The organism is Streptomyces ziwulingensis (assembly GCF_039542605.1).
Taxonomy (GTDB): domain Bacteria; phylum Actinomycetota; class Actinomycetes; order Streptomycetales; family Streptomycetaceae; genus Streptomyces; species Streptomyces ziwulingensis.
The window spans coordinates 142693-158794 of record NZ_BAABIG010000026.1; the positions used below are offsets into that span (position 1 = coordinate 142693).

The 16102-nt window shown below is 72.2% G+C and carries 15 protein-coding genes and 2 tRNA genes; 14 read left to right on the forward strand and 3 right to left on the reverse strand.

All coding sequences use genetic code 11. The features are described from left to right. The first annotated feature begins 2 nt into the window (after window positions 1–2). The 3 genes from ABEB00_RS16280 to ABEB00_RS16290 all read left to right on the forward strand — a co-directional run bounded on the left by ABEB00_RS16280 (window position 3) and on the right by ABEB00_RS16290 (window position 3111). Complete coding sequence (locus ABEB00_RS16280) at window positions 3–1289, forward strand: glutamate-5-semialdehyde dehydrogenase (RefSeq protein ID WP_345620384.1); 1287 nt, start codon at window positions 3–5, stop codon at window positions 1287–1289. Window positions 1290–1374: 85 nt separating this feature from the next. Continuing rightward, window positions 1375–1935: an SCO2584 family spore wall biosynthesis protein gene (locus ABEB00_RS16285; protein WP_345620386.1), complete on the forward strand. Its 561-nt coding sequence runs from the start codon at window positions 1375–1377 to the stop codon at window positions 1933–1935. Between the two features lie 108 nt (window positions 1936–2043). Next, window positions 2044–3111: an SCO2583 family membrane protein gene (locus ABEB00_RS16290; protein ID WP_345620388.1), complete on the forward strand. Its 1068-nt coding sequence runs from the start codon at window positions 2044–2046 to the stop codon at window positions 3109–3111. Between the two features lie 20 nt (window positions 3112–3131). Here ABEB00_RS16290 and ABEB00_RS16295 read toward each other — a convergent pair whose 3' ends face one another. Further along, a complete protein-coding gene (locus tag ABEB00_RS16295) occupies window positions 3132–4322 on the reverse strand; it encodes a M48 family metallopeptidase (protein ID WP_345620486.1) in 1191 nt (396 codons plus the stop codon). 125 nt (window positions 4323–4447) lie between these two features. On the opposite strand from ABEB00_RS16295, the gene ABEB00_RS16300 reads away from it, so the two are divergent. The 10 genes from ABEB00_RS16300 (at window position 4448) to ABEB00_RS16345 (ending at window position 9746) form a co-directional block, all read left to right on the forward strand. After that, window positions 4448–4606 (forward strand): hypothetical protein, encoded by a 159-nt coding sequence (locus tag ABEB00_RS16300; RefSeq protein WP_345620389.1) that lies wholly within the window; start codon window positions 4448–4450, stop codon window positions 4604–4606. Window positions 4607–4746: 140 nt separating this feature from the next. Beyond that, window positions 4747–4914 (forward strand): hypothetical protein, encoded by a 168-nt coding sequence (locus tag ABEB00_RS16305; RefSeq protein ID WP_345620390.1) that lies wholly within the window; start codon window positions 4747–4749, stop codon window positions 4912–4914. Between the two features lie 61 nt (window positions 4915–4975). Next, a complete protein-coding gene (nadD, locus tag ABEB00_RS16310) occupies window positions 4976–5710 on the forward strand; it encodes a nicotinate-nucleotide adenylyltransferase (protein WP_345620392.1) in 735 nt (244 codons plus the stop codon). 16 nt (window positions 5711–5726) lie between these two features. Beyond that, the gene (locus ABEB00_RS16315) at window positions 5727–7505 is read left to right on the forward strand and encodes an LCP family protein (RefSeq protein WP_345620394.1); all 1779 of its coding nucleotides are present in this window, start codon (window positions 5727–5729) and stop codon (window positions 7503–7505) included. 78 nt (window positions 7506–7583) lie between these two features. Further along, complete coding sequence (rsfS, locus tag ABEB00_RS16320) at window positions 7584–8027, forward strand: ribosome silencing factor (RefSeq protein ID WP_345620395.1); 444 nt, start codon at window positions 7584–7586, stop codon at window positions 8025–8027. Beyond that, entirely contained in the window at window positions 8027–8698 is a 672-nt protein-coding gene (locus tag ABEB00_RS16325; RefSeq protein WP_345620396.1) for a histidine phosphatase family protein, read from the forward strand. Before rsfS ends, ABEB00_RS16325 begins: the two co-directional genes overlap by 1 nt. Before the next feature lie 117 nt (window positions 8699–8815). Continuing rightward, a tRNA-Ala gene (locus ABEB00_RS16330) sits at window positions 8816–8888 on the forward strand. Window positions 8889–9107: 219 nt separating this feature from the next. Then, window positions 9108–9281 (forward strand): hypothetical protein, encoded by a 174-nt coding sequence (locus ABEB00_RS16335; RefSeq protein WP_345620397.1) that lies wholly within the window; start codon window positions 9108–9110, stop codon window positions 9279–9281. A gap of 3 nt (window positions 9282–9284) precedes the next feature. Then, window positions 9285–9518: a hypothetical protein gene (locus ABEB00_RS16340; protein ID WP_004988233.1), complete on the forward strand. Its 234-nt coding sequence runs from the start codon at window positions 9285–9287 to the stop codon at window positions 9516–9518. A 155-nt stretch (window positions 9519–9673) separates the two neighbouring features. Continuing rightward, a tRNA-Ala gene (locus tag ABEB00_RS16345) sits at window positions 9674–9746 on the forward strand. Window positions 9747–9820: 74 nt separating this feature from the next. Here the strand turns inward: ABEB00_RS16345 and ABEB00_RS16350 are convergent. Together ABEB00_RS16350 and ABEB00_RS16355 are read right to left on the reverse strand one after the other, a co-directional pair. After that, entirely contained in the window at window positions 9821–11434 is a 1614-nt protein-coding gene (locus ABEB00_RS16350) for an NADH-ubiquinone oxidoreductase-F iron-sulfur binding region domain-containing protein (RefSeq protein WP_345620399.1), read from the reverse strand. Next, window positions 11431–12765: a cytochrome b/b6 domain-containing protein gene (locus ABEB00_RS16355; protein ID WP_345620400.1), complete on the reverse strand. Its 1335-nt coding sequence runs from the start codon at window positions 12763–12765 to the stop codon at window positions 11431–11433. The genes ABEB00_RS16350 and ABEB00_RS16355 overlap by 4 nt, the downstream gene beginning before the upstream one ends. 428 nt (window positions 12766–13193) lie before the next feature. Here ABEB00_RS16355 and leuS point away from each other — a divergent pair, with 428 nt between their 5' ends. After that, on the forward strand, window positions 13194–16067 hold the full coding sequence (gene leuS / locus ABEB00_RS16360; RefSeq protein ID WP_345620402.1) for a leucine--tRNA ligase: 2874 nt from the start codon (window positions 13194–13196) through the stop codon (window positions 16065–16067). The last annotated feature ends 35 nt before the right edge of the window (window positions 16068–16102 follow it).

Genomic DNA, 16102 nt, shown 5'->3' on the forward strand with positions numbered 1-16102 from the left:
CCATGACCACGCTCTCGCCGTACGACTCGATGTCCCCGGTCGCCCGGGCCGCCTACCGGTCCAAGGCCGCCGCCGCCGACCTCGCGCCGCTGCCGCGGGCCGCCAAGGACGACGCGCTGCTCGCCGTCGCGGACGCCCTGGAGGTCCGTACCAGCGAGATCGTCGAGGCGAACGCCCAGGACGTGGCCAAGGCCCGGGCCGCCGGGATCTCCGAGGCGATCGTCGACCGGCTGACCCTGACCCCCGAGCGGGTCCGGGCCATCGCCTCCGACGTGCGGGACGTGGCCGCGCTGCCCGACCCGGTCGGCGAGGTCGTCCGCGGCTCCACCCTCCCCAACGGCATCGACCTGCGCCAGGTCCGCGTCCCGCTCGGCGTGGTCGGCATCATCTACGAGGGCCGGCCCAACGTCACCGTCGACGCCGCCGCCCTCTGCCTGAAGTCCGGCAACGCGGTGCTGCTGCGCGGCTCCTCCTCCGCCTACCGGTCGAACACCGCTCTCGTCCGGGTGATCCGCGACGCCGTCGGCGGCGCCGGACTGCCCGCCGACGCCGTACAGCTCGTGCCCGGGGAGAGCCGGGAGAGCGTGCGCGAGCTGATGCGCGCCCGCGGCCTGGTCGACGTGATCGTCCCGCGCGGCGGCGCCTCCCTGATCAACACGGTCGTCCAGGAGTCCACCGTCCCCGTCATCGAGACCGGCACCGGCAACTGCCACGTCTACGTCGACGCCGCCGCCGACCTCGACATGGCCGTCGACATCCTGGTCAACTCCAAGGCCCAGCGGGTCGGTGTCTGCAACGCCGCCGAGACCCTCCTGGTCCACCAGGACATCGCCGCCGCGTTCCTGCCCCGCGCCCTGGACGCGCTCGCCGAGGCCGGGGTCACCGTCCACGCCGACGAGCGGGTGCGGGCCCACGCCCAGGGCTCCAAGGCCACCGTGGTCGAGGCGACGCCGGAGGACTGGGAGACCGAGTACCTGTCCCACGACATCGCCGCCGCGGTCGTCGACTCCCTGGACAAGGCCGTCGAGCACATCCGGCTGTGGACCTCCGGCCACACCGAGGCCATCGTCACCACCTCGCAGCAGGCCGCCCGCCGCTTCACCCAGTTGGTCGACTCCACCACGGTCGCCGTGAACGCCTCCACGCGCTTCACCGACGGCGGCCAGTTCGGCTTCGGCGCCGAGATCGGCATCTCCACCCAGAAGCTGCACGCGAGGGGCCCGATGGGCCTGCCGGAACTGACCAGCACCAAGTACATCGTCACCGGCGACGGGCACGTACGGCGCTGACCGGACCGGGCGCCCGGCCGGCCGCGGGGCAGATGAATTTCCCTGCCGTCTGCCCAGAACGACCCCCCAGGTCTACTCTGGATCCGTGCCGGAGGACGTGGGGGGTTCGCCGTTCCCTGACGGCTGGGAGCCCGACGACGACCACGACCGCGGGGTGTCGGACGAAGAGTTCGCCTCCGTGGTCTTCGACGAGGACTTCGTACGGGCGGCCGAGGTCCACGAACCGACCGCGGTCGAACGCCTCCTCGCCGCCGCCCGGGCCCGCGCCGAGGCGTCCGAGGCGGAGGCCCGCCGGACCCACACCCGGGGCGAGCGCCGGGACGACGGGTACGGCGGCTTCGGCCACGACCCGGACGGCTACGACGACGCCGACCCGCTCGACCGGCCGTACGGCGCCCCCGCTTCCTACGGCAAGCAGGTCCGCTGGCACCGTCCCGTCGCCTGGCTGCTCGCCCTCGTGATGGGCATCGGCATGGTCGCGCTGGCCTTCGCGGCCGTCTACCGGGGCGCTTCCTCGACCCCCGACCGGGACCAGGGCCCCCCGCCCGCCTCCACCGTCCCCGAGCAGAGCGGCACCGCCCGCGCCCCCTCCGCCTCGGCGGACCACCCCCAGCCGGCCGTCCCGGTGCTTCCGCGCAGCCCCTGACCGGCGCGCTCACCGCCTCTCCCGCCCCGGCCGCCCCGGCGGGAAACCGCCGCAACTTGACGCGTACCGGGGCGTTTACCGGAGCGTCCGGCGACCTACTCTGAAGATATGGGAGGGCCTTCGGACCCGCCTGAGGGGCCACCCGAGGGCGCCTCCGCGGGCGGAGAGGACGAGTACCGGTCCGTCGTCTTCGACGAATCGTTCGTCCGCGCTGCCCGGCTCCAGGAGTTCTCCGCCCGGGAGCGCATCACCGACCACGCGCCCGCCGTCCGCCGCCTGCCGCCGCTGCGCCGGGGACTGCCCCGGCAGGCCCTCCTGCTCGTCGTGCTGATCGCCCTCGCCTTCGGCACCGCGCTCTACATGGGCGTACGGGACCCCTACGAGACCCGGGCCGCGCGGCTGCGCGCCGACCCGCTGCGGACGACCGTCGTCCCGCTGGCCCCGCCCGGCCGGGTGCCCGGCGCCGCCGACGTCGAACAGCTCTACGCGCACAGCCCGGCGGCGGCCTTCCGGGCCGGCGCCGCGGGCGTCCCGCTGCCGCCCGCCCGCTCCACCGCCCACTTCGCGGACGAGCAGGTCATGAGCGCCCTGACGACGGCCCAGAGCTACGTCGTCCGCTCGGCGCTCGACCCGGAGGTGCTGGTCGGCGGGGAGACCCGGTCCGTGCGGGTGCTGCTCGATCCCGAACAGCTCGCCCAGTTCGACGAGAGCCTGGCGAGCCCCGCCGCCGACGGGCACCACGCGGTCACCGGCTGGCTGGTGCGCCTCGATCCCTCCCGGGCCGCTCTGGCCGCCTCCGAGATCCGGGTCCGCGGCTCCCTGCGGGTGGTGGAGAGCGACTCCGCCACCCTGGAGGTCGTCGCCGACCACACCGTCGTCTACCCGCTGCGGCCCGCCGGCGACGACCGGGCCGAGGCGTCCTTGTTCACCGTCCGGCGCGAGCTGCACTTCCGCTTCGACCGGGACGACCTGCGGCTGCGCCAGGCCCGGCTCACCCTCTCCTACGTCCAGGCCGGGCCGCTGTCCTGCGCCGAGGACTCCGCGGGGTACCTGCGCCCGCTGCTCGCCGGCCAGACCGCCAAGGAGGGCGGCCCGGCGGGCACCGACCCGTACACCAGCGAGAGCGCCACGGCGCTGTGCGGCTCCCTGGCGGGCGGCGCGCAGCCGACGCCGTGAGCCGCCGCCCGGCCGGCGGATCAGACCCCGTCGCGCGGGGGCGAGTCCGGGCCGCCCCGCGGACCGCCACTCCCGTCCGGGCCGCCCGGCCCGCCCGCCGAGCCGTTCGAACGGCCGTCCGTGCCGTCCGTGCCGTCCGTGCCGTCGGGGTCTCGCGGCGGCTTCGGCTGCGCGGCCGTGAACCCGCCGAAGCCCCGCCGCATCCGCTCGCCGAGGTCGCCGGCGCCGCCCGCGATGTCGTTCACCAGCCGCATCAGCGGGTCCTTGGAGCCGCGCACGTGGGTGGCGTAGCTGGAGGCCGACTCGCGGAAGGAGTCCCGGACCGAGGTGTCCTTGTCCTCCTCGCGCCGCGGATAGTGGCCGTCCATGATCCGCTGGTAGTCGCGGGACGCCTCCCACTTCTTCAGCTCGGCGGCGCGCACCGTGGTGAAGGGGTGGGAGCGGGGCAGTACGTTCAGGATCTTCAGCACCGAGTCGCGCAGGTCGCCCCCGGCCTCGTACTCCTCGGCCTGCTCCAGGAAGGCGTCCACGTTCATCTCGTGCAGGTGGTTGCCGCCCGCGATCTTCATCAGGCCGCGCATGGACGCCTGGAGGTCCTGGCCCACCAGCAGCCCCGCCCGGTCGGCGGACAGCTCCGACTTGCGGAACCACTCACGCAGCGCGGTCACCACCGCCATGATCGCCACATTGCCCAGCGGGATCCAGGCGACCCGGACGGCGAGCGAGGTCAGGAAGAGCAGAATGGTCCGGTAGACCGAGTGACCGGACAGCGCGTGCCCGACCTCGTGCCCGACGACCGCCCGCATCTCCTCCTCGTCGAGCAGCTCCACCAGCCCCGTGGTCACGACGATGATCGGCTCGTCCAGGCCGATGCACATCGCGTTCGGCGTCGGGTCCTGGTTGACGTACATCGGGGGGACCTTCGCCAGGTCCAGCAGGTAGCAGGCGTCCCGCAGCATGTCGTTCAGATGGGCGAACTGGCGGTCCGAGACGCGCACCGAGTCGGAGAGGAACAGCAGCCGGAGACTGCGCTCGGGCAGCAGACCGCTGAGCGCCTTGAACACCGTGTCGAACCCGCTCAGCTTCCGCAGCGCGACCAGGGCGCTGCGGTCGGCCGGATGCTCGTACGCCCGTGAGGAGATCCCGGGGAAGCGCCTGCGTGACCTGCCGGGCACCCGCTCGTGCCCGTGGTGCTGGTGGCCGTCGGACATGTCTTCCCCCATGTGCGTGTGTGTGGCCCTTTGCCAACCCTTGTGCGGCCCTTTGTGCCCCCGAAGCAAGCCCCAGCCTAGGCGGGGATACGGTGGACGGGCAGTACAGCTAAGGAGTCCGCGCCATGCAGCACATCCCCCACCCCGCCCGCCTCGCCGAGGCACTGGCCGCCGCCGAACCGCAGGGGACGGGCAACCTGCTCCGGATCGTCCTGGTCGTGATGGTGCTGGGCTGTGCGCTGGCGGCCTGGTTCCTGCTGCGTGGCTACAAGAAGGACGACTGAGGCCACCGGAAGGTTCCTCCGGCAGTTCCGGGACCTCCGGTCCCTCCCCAACGGCGGAGTCGGCGTGATCGTCAGCCGGGCGCCCGCATACGATGAGGCGACGTTTTTATCCCGCCCACACGCGAGAGGCCCTGCCGCAGATGAGCCTTCACAGCACCGCAGCCCAGATCGTCACGCTCGCCGCCGAGGGCGGCGAGGAGCACGGCGGCAACCACGAGAGCCTCAGCCCCTACCTCACCGGCATCGGCGCCTTCGTCATCCTGCTGCTCCTGCTGTTCATCACCACCCGCTTCAACCGCGACCGCTGAGCGGGTCCGCGGGGCAACTGGCGGCCGAGGCCCACCGTTCGGGCCGGTAGGGTCTGCACGCATGGGAGAGCAGGACATGCCTACCGGTCCGGCGCACGGCACGGAGAGCGGCGCGGAGAACAGCACGGAGAGCAGTACGAGGAGCGCATCCGCCGGCGGCACGCGGCACCGCCCGTCGCCCGGTCTCGGCAACCATCCGTCACGGTCGGGAAGACGCCGGCTCGGCGTCATGGGCGGCACCTTCGACCCGATCCACCACGGGCACCTCGTGGCGGCCAGTGAGGTCGCCTCGCAGTTTCACCTGGACGAGGTGGTCTTCGTCCCCACCGGGCAGCCCTGGCAGAAGAGCCACCGCGCGGTCTCCGCCGCCGAGGACCGCTATCTGATGACCGTCGTCGCCACCGTCGAGAACCCGCAGTTCTCCGTGAGCCGCATCGACATCGACCGCGGCGGCCCCACCTACACCGTGGACACCCTGCGCGACCTGAAAGCGCTCAACCCGGACACGGACCTGTTCTTCATCACCGGCGCGGACGCCCTCGCCCAGATCCTGACCTGGCGCGACAGCGAGGAACTGTTCTCCCTGGCACACTTCATCGGCGTCACCCGGCCCGGCCACACCCTGACCGACGCCGGGCTGCCCAAGGGCGGCGTCTCCCTCGTGGAGGTTCCCGCTCTGGCCATCTCCTCGACGGACTGCCGTGCGAGAGTCGCCAAGGGCGATCCCGTCTGGTACCTGGTGCCGGACGGTGTGGTGCGCTACATCGACAAGCGCGAGCTGTACCGCGGCGAGTGAGCCGAGAGGGGCACCGGTGAACGACCGATACGACGCGGGGTACGGCAGCGGGCACGACGACCGGTACGAACTCGTCGGTTACGACGAGTACGGCCGGCCGGTGTACCGCCAGGCCCCGGCAGACCAGCCCGCCCAGCAGCAGACGTACGACCCGTACGCGCAGCAGGGACACCACGGGCAGCAGGGATACCCCCAGCAGGGGCAGGGGCAGGGACAGGGACAGCAGGGTTACGTCCAGGGCGGCCCGTACGCCACCGGAGGGCAGCAGTCCGCCCCGGGCTACGACCTCTACGGCGGCGGCTACGACACGGGACCGCAGCCCCCCGTCCCGGGCCACGGCGCCGGCTACGAGACCTACCCCACGGGCACCACGGGTACCGCGGGCACCACGGGCGCGGGCGGGCAGGCGTACGGCGGTCAGCCGCGGGTCGCCGAGCAGACCGCGCACATCCCGCAGCAGGCGGGCCCCCGCGAGGCAGCACCCGGCCCGCCCGGGGCGGACGTCCCGGACCACGGCGGCGCGGCGCCGGACTACCGCACCGAGCAGTTCGCCTTCGTGGAGGAGCCGGACGGCGACTCCGAGGACGTCATCGACTGGATGGCGTTCACCGAGAACCGCACCGAGCGCCGCGAGGAGGCCCGCCGCCGCGCCCGCGCGCGAGTCGTCGCCCTCGTCGTCGTCCTCGCCCTGGTCGCGGTCGGCGGCGTCGGCTACCTCTGGTACGCCGGGAAGCTGCCCGGCCTGTCCTCCGCCGACTCCGCCACCGGCGGTACGACCGCGGCGGGCGCCCAGAAACGCGACGTGATCGCCGTGCACCTGCACGACACCAAGGGCGGCACCACCTCCACCGCGCTGCTCGTGGACAACACCACCACCGAGCAGGGCACCGCCGTCCTCGTACCCAACTCCCTCGGCCTGACCGGCGACGACGGCAACCCCACCACGCTGGCCAAGTCCGTCGACACCGGCCCCGACTCGGCGCGCACCGCGCTCGACTCGGCGCTCGGCACCGACATCGAGGGCAGTTGGCGCCTGGACACCCCCTACCTCCAGGTCCTCGTCGACCTCGTCGGCAACATCGAGGTCGACACCGACACCGACGTCCCCGACCCGGAGTCCAAGAAGAGCACCGCCCTGGTCCGCAAGGGCGAGGGCCAGACCCTCAGCGGCAAGACGGCCGTCGCCTACGCCACCTACCAGGGCGCGCAGGAGACGCAGGACGCCCAGCTCGAACGGTTCGGGCAGGTCCTGCAGGGGGTGCTGCGCAAGCTCTCCTCGGACGCGCGGGGAGCGACGACCACCGTCCAGACCCTGGGGATGATCCTCGACCCGCCGCTCACCGACAAGGACCTCGGCTCCTTCCTCGCCGGGCTCGCCGAACGCGCCAAGGGCGGCGACTTCAAGACCGCGACGCTGCCCGTCCAGGACGACGGCACACTCAGTGCGGAGGCGAGCGCCGGCGTCGTCAAGGACGTCCTCGGCGGCACCGCCAAGAGCCCCGACAAGGACGCGGCGGTCAGCGTCTCCGTCCAGAACGCCAGCGGCGTCGACAGCAACACCGACAAGGTCCGCGTCGTCCTGCTCAACGGCGGCTTCACCTTCCTGGAGAGCTCCGCCGCCGCCTCCGACCGGGCCACCTCCCAGGTGCTCTACGCGGACGCCGGCGACAAGGAGAACGCCACCGAGGTCGCCAAGACGCTCGGGCTGCCCACCAGCAGTGTCGCGAAGGGAGAGGTGTCCGCGAACGCGCGGGTGTCGGTCGTCCTCGGGCAGGACTACCGACCCGCCACGTGACCGGGAGTGACCGCACGGGGTGAGGTCGGCGGTCGTGAGACCCTTGGGGTCAAGCAACCGTCGACCGAAAGCCTCTCCGTGACCGCGACCGACCGCTCTCTCGAACTCATCAACAAGGCCGCCCAGGCGGCTGCCGACAAGCTCGCCCACGACGTCATCGCCTACGACGTCAGCGACGTCCTGTCGATCACGGACGCCTTCCTGCTGGCCTCCGCGCCCAACGACCGCCAGGTCAAGTCGATCGTCGACGAGATCGAGGAGCGGCTCAGCAAGGAGCTCGGCGCCAAGCCGGTGCGCCGCGAGGGCGACCGCGAGGCCCGCTGGGTCCTGCTCGACTACGTCGACATCGTCGTCCACGTCCAGCACAGCGAGGAGCGCGTCTTCTACGCCCTGGAGCGGCTCTGGAAGGACTGCCCCGAGCTGGAGCTGCCCGCCGACGCCCAGGCGACCCGCGGCAAGGGCGAGGAGCACGCCCGCGCCCGGTCCGCCGAGGAGGCGAACGAGTCCGGCGGGGAGTGGTGATGACCACCACCGATGACGCGGGCGCCCACCCGGCCGGGCGGGGCCGCCGCATCATTCTCTGGCGCCACGGCCAGACCTCGTGGAACGTGGAGCGCCGCTTCCAGGGCACCACCGACGTCGAGCTGACCGAGACCGGCGTCGCCCAGGCCCGCCGCGCGGCCCGCCTGCTGGCCGGCCTCCAGCCCGACGCGATCATCGCCTCCGACCTGAAGCGGGCCGTCGTCACGGCGGCCGAGCTGGCCGCCCTCACCGGCCTGGAGGTCTCGTACGACGAGGCCCTGCGGGAGACCTACGCGGGCGCCTGGCAGGGCCTGACGCACCAGGAGATCATCGCCCGGCACGGCGAGGAGTACGCCGCCTGGAAGCGCGGTGAGCCGGTCCGCCGGGGCGGTGGCGAACTGGAGACCGAGGTCGCCGACCGCGCCGCCCCCGTGGTGCTCCGCCACGCGGAGAAGCTCCCGGAGGACGGCACCCTCGTCGTCACCAGCCACGGCGGCACCATCCGCACCACCATCGGCCGCCTGCTCGGGCTCGACCCGCTCAACTGGGAGAGCCTGGGCGGTCTGACCAACTGCTGCTGGTCCGTCCTCGGCGAGGGCGCCCGCGGCTGGCGGCTGCTGGAGCACAACGCCGGCACGCTGCCCGAGCCGGTGCTCGGCGACGACGACTGAGCCGCGGCCCGGCCGAGGCCCGGATTTCACTTTCCGGCAGGTCGCAGGCTAAAGTTCTTCTTGTTCGCCCCGCCGAGCGGGGCGAGCCAGACACGCGGCCCAAGTCGCGTGGGACCTGGGGCTATAGCTCAGTTGGTAGAGCGCCTGCATGGCATGCAGGAGGTCAGGAGTTCAATTCTCCTTAGCTCCACGGACGAATCCCGTCCCCCTCGGGGGGCGGGATTTTTCGTTCTTCTCCGTTTGAGCGGTCCGGCCCCGACGGGCGTATACCTCCGTGGCGGCCGTACCGACGGCCGCCTCCGGACGGCCGTGTCCGGACTGGTACTGAGGCGTCGCTGACCGTATTGGCCGGGTCGTGGCAGAATCAAACGGCCGGAAGGGGGCGCGGCCCGACTGGGAGGGAGTAGCGATGCCTGCGAGCATCCTCAAGGAGGGCGACGGCCCCCTCGACGCGGTGTCGACACGGAACACCGCCACCCGTCTCCGCTGCCCTTCCTGCGGCTCCGCGCACGTCGCCCAGGTCCTCGGGGACAACGGCGGCATCTCGTACGTGTGTACGGCCTGCGGCCGTAACTGGAGCTGATCGATGGGTGCACACAGGCGGAAGTGCGACTGGTGCGGCAGCGGCACCCCCATCGTCCGGGACATGGAACCGCTCAACCCCGAGTACCAGTACTGGTGCGAGGAGTGCGCGCGGGCGCTGATCATAAAAGGCGACCCCATCGAGACGTACCGCGAACTCGAAGGCGAACCGATCTACGGCCGGCTCCTGGAGGAGCACTGCACGCTCAAACGGTTCTACTCGTTCGTCACCGCTTGACCCGCTGACCCGCTGACCCGCTCACACTGCTTGCCGGCGCTTGACCCGACGGCGAAAGAGGTCGAACCGGGCAGATCGGAAACGATTTGGTGTGCGGCCCGGGTGACCGTGTAATGTTGGCGTCGCCGCCGGGGAAACCGGGCGGACCGCAACAAGGGGCTATAGCTCAGTTGGTAGAGCGCCTGCATGGCATGCAGGAGGTCAGGAGTTCAATTCTCCTTAGCTCCACAGTTTCTTGAAAAGATCCCCCGGGTCCTCGGACCCGGGGGATCTTTTCCGTACCCGGCCTGCCTTGTGCCCGTTCAGCGGCCGAGGGCGCGGCGGCCCCGGCCCGGGGAGAGGACCGGCAGGTTGTTGCGGGGCGGCGTCTGCGCGCGCAGGTCCTCCTCGACGCGCAGCGCGAGCGCCGGGCAACGGCGCACCGCCCGCAGGGCCTTGGCCTCCGCGTAGCGCGGCACCTGGGCCTGCGCCACCGTCGGGAAGCCGTCGGCGCCGAGCTGGAAGACCTCCGGGAGGATGTCCGCGCACAGCCCGTGGCCCCGGCACAGCGTCCAGTCCACGTAGATCTTCTGCCGGCTGGGCCCGTCGTCCCCGGCCGATCCGCCGCCGGGAACGCCCGTCGGGCCGGCGCCGCCCTCGAAGAGCGGCAGGACGCCCCGCACGGGCCGTCCGCAGCCGTTGCCCAGGACATGGGCGGCGAGGTCGTCCGTGAACGCCGCGACGGTCGACTCCAGGAACATCGCCGAGCCGTCCGGGTGCGAGCAGGCGCCGCGCCGCTTCACGTTCCTGGCGACCTGCCTGACCGCCTCCAGGGCGGCCGGACCACCGCCGTTCAGGATGTCCTCCAGGCCGCGCGCGGCGGCCGGCAGCCCCAGGTAGCAGGGGCCGCACTGGCCCGCGCTCTCCTGCGCCAGCCACTGGGCCACCCGCAGCGACTCGCCCAGCGGGCACGTCTCCTGGCCGATCGGCAGGATCGCGCCGGCGCCCAGCGAACCGCCCACCGCGTCCAGCGAGTTGCGCGAGACGATCGCCTCGTCGACGGTGGCCGCGTCGATCCACTTGCCGTGATAGCCGCCGGTGAGCACGCCCTGCAAGGCCGGCGGGGCCCCCGCGAGCTGGAGGACGTAGCGCATCGGCACGCCGGTCGGCACCTCGATCACCATGGGCCGGGCGACCGCCCCGGAGACGGTCAGCATGACCGTGCCCGGCTCGTCGTACAGGCCCGTGTTGCCGTAGCGCTCCGGGCCGATGCGGGCGGCGATGGCGAGCTGCGCGAAGGTCTCGGCGTTGGAGAGCAGCGTGGGCGCGCCGCCGACACCGCTCTTCGACGCGCTGATCTTGCGGCCGGGCGGGACCGCAGGGCCGCCGTCGATGGAACGGATCAGCGAGGCGGCGGCGCCGGTCACCATCCGTACGGGATTGCGCTGCACGCGTGCCCGCAGGGCGGACCGGCGGCCGTTGCTCAGGCCGCGTTCGGCGAGCGCGGCCTCCATGGAGCGCTGCGTGGACTCGCGCGTGACCCCGATCACCAGGGTGCGCGCGCCCATCGCCTCGGCACACAGCAGCGCGCCGTCCAGGATGAGGTGCGGGGCGCGGTTGATCAGGACGGTGTCCTTGCGGCAGGCCGGTTCGTCCTCGCTGCCGTTGACGACGACGACCGGCCGTACGCCGCGCTTGATCGCCGCCTCGGCGACCGAGCGCAGCTTCTTGTGGAAGGGGAAGCCCGCGCCGCCGCGGCCCCTGAGGTTGACACGTTCGGCGAGCTGCGCGAGCTGCTCGCCGCCCATGGGGTCCAGCGGCCCGTGCACCTTCAGGTGCATGGGCAGATCCAGTCGTTCGACAAGGTCGAAACCCGACGTGAGCTGGGGAAGTCCGACCACGCGGACTTCGGGGACGTCAGGCAGGGCCTCGTTCACTCAGAGCCTCCGGAGGGCGTGTTCCAAGGTTCACCGGAACCCGGTGCGCCGAAGTCGTAGGACGCACCGGGGGTCGTACCCGTGGCGGGACCGCTGTCGTACGGGTCACCCGGGTAGTACGGGCCGCGGACACCGTTCGTCTCACCGGTGTCGTACAGGTCACTCGGACCCGGCCCGAAGGTGCCCGGAACGCCCTGGACCGGGATGGTGTGTCCGGTGTCGGTGAGGGGGTCGTAGGCCGACGGGGGCGCCTCACCGACCGGCGGCGGCGACGGCACCGGCCAGCTGCCCGGGGCGGCGGCGTCCGCGTAGGGCATGGTCCGCGCGGCCCGCGGGTCCGGGGGCAGCCCGGGGCCGGTGGACGCGAAGGGCTGCCGCGCGCGGGGCGGTCCGGCGACGGCACGGTAGGCGGCGGCGAAGCCGTTCGCGGGCTCCTGGGGAGCGGGGCCGCCCCCGGGCTCGTACGGCGGCGGCACGTAGGAGGCGTAGGAGGAGTAGGAGGAGTAGGAGTCGTACGGGGGCCCCGGGGTGCCGGGGACGTCCTGGGTTTGCGGGGCGTATGAGCGCTGCTGTGGGACGCCCGAGTCCGCGCGGCTCGCGCGGTCCGACGACGGCCGTGCGGACCCGGCCCGGGCGCGGGAGCCACTCGGCTGCGCCTCTTCGCGCTCCTCACGCTCCTCACGCCCCTCGCGTTCCGCGCGGCCGGTGTCGGTGCCGAAGAGGGTGGTGACGCGGTCGGCGATCCGTCGCTTGACCTGGGCCGGTGCCGAACGCAGCGCGAGCGCCGCCATCACGGCGACCAGGGAGAGGCCGTAGAGGAGCATGAAGACCGGCTTCGCCGCGCGGCCCGCGTAGAGCCCGTGGAGCAGGGCCAGGCACCAGGCCGGATAGGCCAGCATGTGCATGGCCCGCCAGCGGGCCGCGACGGGCGCGGGGGAGGCGAAGCGGTTGCGCAGCGCGCCGGTGACGGCCACGAAGACCATGAGCAGCCCGGCCAGCGTGCCGAAGCCGATCAGGACGGCCCGGCCGCCGAACTGCTCGTCCTCCGTGGCGAGCAGCCCGAAGGGGACGAGGGCGGCGACCCAGGTGGTGTGGGCCAGCCCCAGCTTGACCCCGACGTGGATCAGCAGGAGGACGAGCGAGGCGACGGCGGTGCTCCGGTGCACCGCCTGGGCCAGGATGCGCTGACGCGCCACGAGCAGGAAGCGGTCCTGGGCGACGAGACCCCAGATCACCGAGGCGCTGAGGCAGACCAGCGACAGTACGCCGGCGCCGAAGTCGAGGAACGACGCGAACGAGTCGTCCGCCGTGGTGGCGAGAGGTGGGTTCATGGGGGCACTCCGAGCGGTTCGGGGAAGCGGTCCCGATGCCGCACTTTAAGTGGCGCCAACCCCATGGGTACGAGGATTGAGTTATTGCGTTGTTATCAAACGACAATACGGTTGTTGTGATGTCCCTTAGCGGTTGTTACGCGAAGTAACGCTCCGTCTCCCTTCTCGCTCGCGACTCCGGCGACTCCGGCGACGTCGGCCGCTCCCCGCCCTCGCCGGAAGTCCCTCGCGGCCCGATCGGCGACTGCGGTACCCTGACGCCATGCGTGCCGTACGCCTTCTGCTTAGCGAGCCGCGCTGATCAGTCCCGACCGCCGGTGCTCCGGAATGGTTCGGAATCGGCGCGGCGTCCCCTCCTGTGCGAGGGGATTTTTCATTTCTGGAAGTCGCAGCCGCAGGCGAAGACGATCGATGGAGCTTTGAGGATCATGAGCGAGACCCACGCCGCCGCCACCGCCGAGGTGGCCGCGCCGCACCGCTACACGGCCGCCCTGGCGACCGAGATCGAGGCACGCTGGCAGGACTTCTGGGACGCCGAGGGCACCTACGCCGCCCCCAACCCGAGCGGTGACCTGGCGGGCGATCCGGAGACGGTCGCCAAGCCCAAGAAGTTCATCATGGACATGTTCCCGTACCCCTCCGGCGCCGGACTGCACGTCGGCCACCCCCTGGGGTACATCGCCACCGACGTCACCGCCCGCTTCCAGCGGATGACCGGCCACAACGTCCTGCACACCCTGGGCTTCGACGCCTTCGGCCTGCCCGCCGAGCAGTACGCCGTGCAGACCGGCACGCACCCGCGCGTGTCCACCGAGGCCAACATCAACAACATGCGGAGCCAGCTCCGCCGGCTGGGCCTGGGCCACGACCGGCGCCGGTCGTTCGCCACGATCGACCCCGAGTACTACAAGTGGACCCAGTGGATCTTCCTGCAGATCTTCAACTCCTGGTACGACGTCGAGGCGCGCCGGGCCCGCCCGATCGCCGAGCTGATCGACCTGTTCGAGTCCGGTGAGCGGCCGGTACCCGGCCACACGCGCGCGTGGGGCGAACTGACCGCCGCCGAGCGCGCCGAGGTGCTGGGCGAGTTCCGCCTGGCCTACGCCTCCGACGCGCCGGTCAACTGGTGCCCCGGTCTGGGCACCGTCCTGGCCAACGAGGAGGTCACCGCCGACGGCCGCTCCGAGCGCGGCAACTTCCCCGTCTTCAAGGCCAAGCTGCGCCAGTGGAACATGCGCATCACCGCCTACGCCGACCGGCTGATCGACGACCTGGACGAGCTGGACTGGCCCGAGGCCATCAAGCTGCAGCAGCGCAACTGGATCGGCCGCTCCGAGGGCGCCCGCGTCGGCTTCCCCATCGACGGCGAGCGCATCACCGTGTTCACCACGCGTCCCGACACCCTGTTCGGCGCCACCTACATGGTGCTGGCCCCCGAGCACCCGCTGGTGGAGAAGTTCACCGCCGGCGCCTGGCCCGAGGGCACCCACGCGGCCTGGACCGGCGGCCACGCCACCCCGGCCGAGGCCGTCGCCGCCTACCGCGCGCAGGCCGCCGCCAAGTCCGACGTGGAGCGGCAGGCCGAGGCCAAGGACAAGACCGGTGTCTTCATCGGCGCCTACGCCACCAACCCGGTCAACGGCGAGCGGGTCCCCGTCTTCATCGCCGACTACGTGCTGATGGGCTACGGCACCGGCGCGATCATGGCCGTCCCGGCGCACGACACGCGTGACTTCGCGTTCGCGCGCGCCTTCGAGCTGCCGATCCGCTGCGTCGTGGAGCCGACCGACGGCCGGAGCACGGACACCTCCACCTGGGAGGACGCCTTCGCCTCCCACGACGCGAAGATCGTCAACTCCTCGGGTGACGGCGTCCGCCTGGACGGCCTGGGCGTCGTCGACGCCAAGGCGCGCATCACCGAGTGGCTGGCCGCCGAGGGCGCCGGCGAGGGCACGGTCAACTTCCGGCTGCGCGACTGGCTGTTCAGCCGCCAGCGCTACTGGGGCGAGCCCTTCCCGATCGTCTACGACGAGGAGGGCATCGCCCGCGCCCTGCCCGAGTCGATGCTGCCGCTGGAGCTGCCCGAGGTCGAGGACTACTCGCCGCGCACCTTCGACCCGGACGACGCGGACACCTCGCCGGAGACCCCGCTCTCCCGCAACGAGGACTGGGTCCACGTCACCCTGGACCTGGGCGACGGCCCGAAGAAGTACCGCCGCGAGACCAACACCATGCCCAACTGGGCGGGTTCCTGCTGGTACGAGCTGCGCTACCTGGATCCGCACAACTCCGAGAAGCTGGTCGACCCGGAGATCGAGCGGTACTGGATGGGCCCGCGCGAGGGGCAGCCGCACGGCGGCGTCGACCTGTACGTCGGCGGCGCCGAGCACGCCGTGCTGCACCTGCTGTACGCCCGCTTCTGGTCCAAGGTCCTGTTCGACCTGGGGCACGTCTCCTCGGCCGAACCGTTCCACCGGCTGTTCAACCAGGGCATGATCCAGGCGTACGTCTACCGGGACGCGCGCGGCATCGCCGTACCGGCCGCCGAGGTGGAGGAGCGCGACGGCGCCTGGTTCCACCAGGGTGAGAAGGTCAGCCGCCTGCTGGGCAAGATGGGCAAGTCCCTGAAGAACGCGGTCACCCCGGACGAGATCTGCGCCGAGTACGGCGCCGACACGCTGCGCCTGTACGAGATGGCGATGGGCCCGCTGGACGTCTCCCGGCCGTGGGACACCCGCGCGGTGGTGGGCCAGTTCCGGCTGCTGCAGCGGCTGTGGCGCAACGTCGTGGACGAGGCGACCGGCGACCTGGCCGTGGTGGACGCCGAACCCGACGAGGCGACCCTGCGCGCGCTGCACAAGACGATCGACGGGGTCCGCGGCGACCTGGAGGGCATGCGGTTCAACACGGCGATCGCCAAGGTCACCGAGGTGAACAACCACCTGACCAAGGCGGGCGGGCCGGTACCCCGCTCCGTCGCCGAGGCCCTGGTGCTGATGGTCGCGCCGCTGGCCCCGCACGTCGCCGAGGAACTGTGGCGCAAGCTGGGCCACACCGACTCGGTCGTCCACCAGGACTTCCCGGTCGCCGACCCGGCGTACGTGGTGGACGAGACGGTCACCTGCGTCGTCCAGATCAAGGGCAAGGTCAAGGCGCGGCTGGAGGTCGCCCCGTCCATCTCCGACGAGGAGCTGGAGAAGGTGGCCCTGGCCGACGAGAAGGTCGTGGCGGCGCTGGACGGCGCCGGCATCCGGAAGGTGATCGTGCGGGCGCCGAAGCTGGTGAACATCGTTCCGGCGTGACGTCCGCCCCTCGGGGAGGGAGCGGGGGAGGGGGA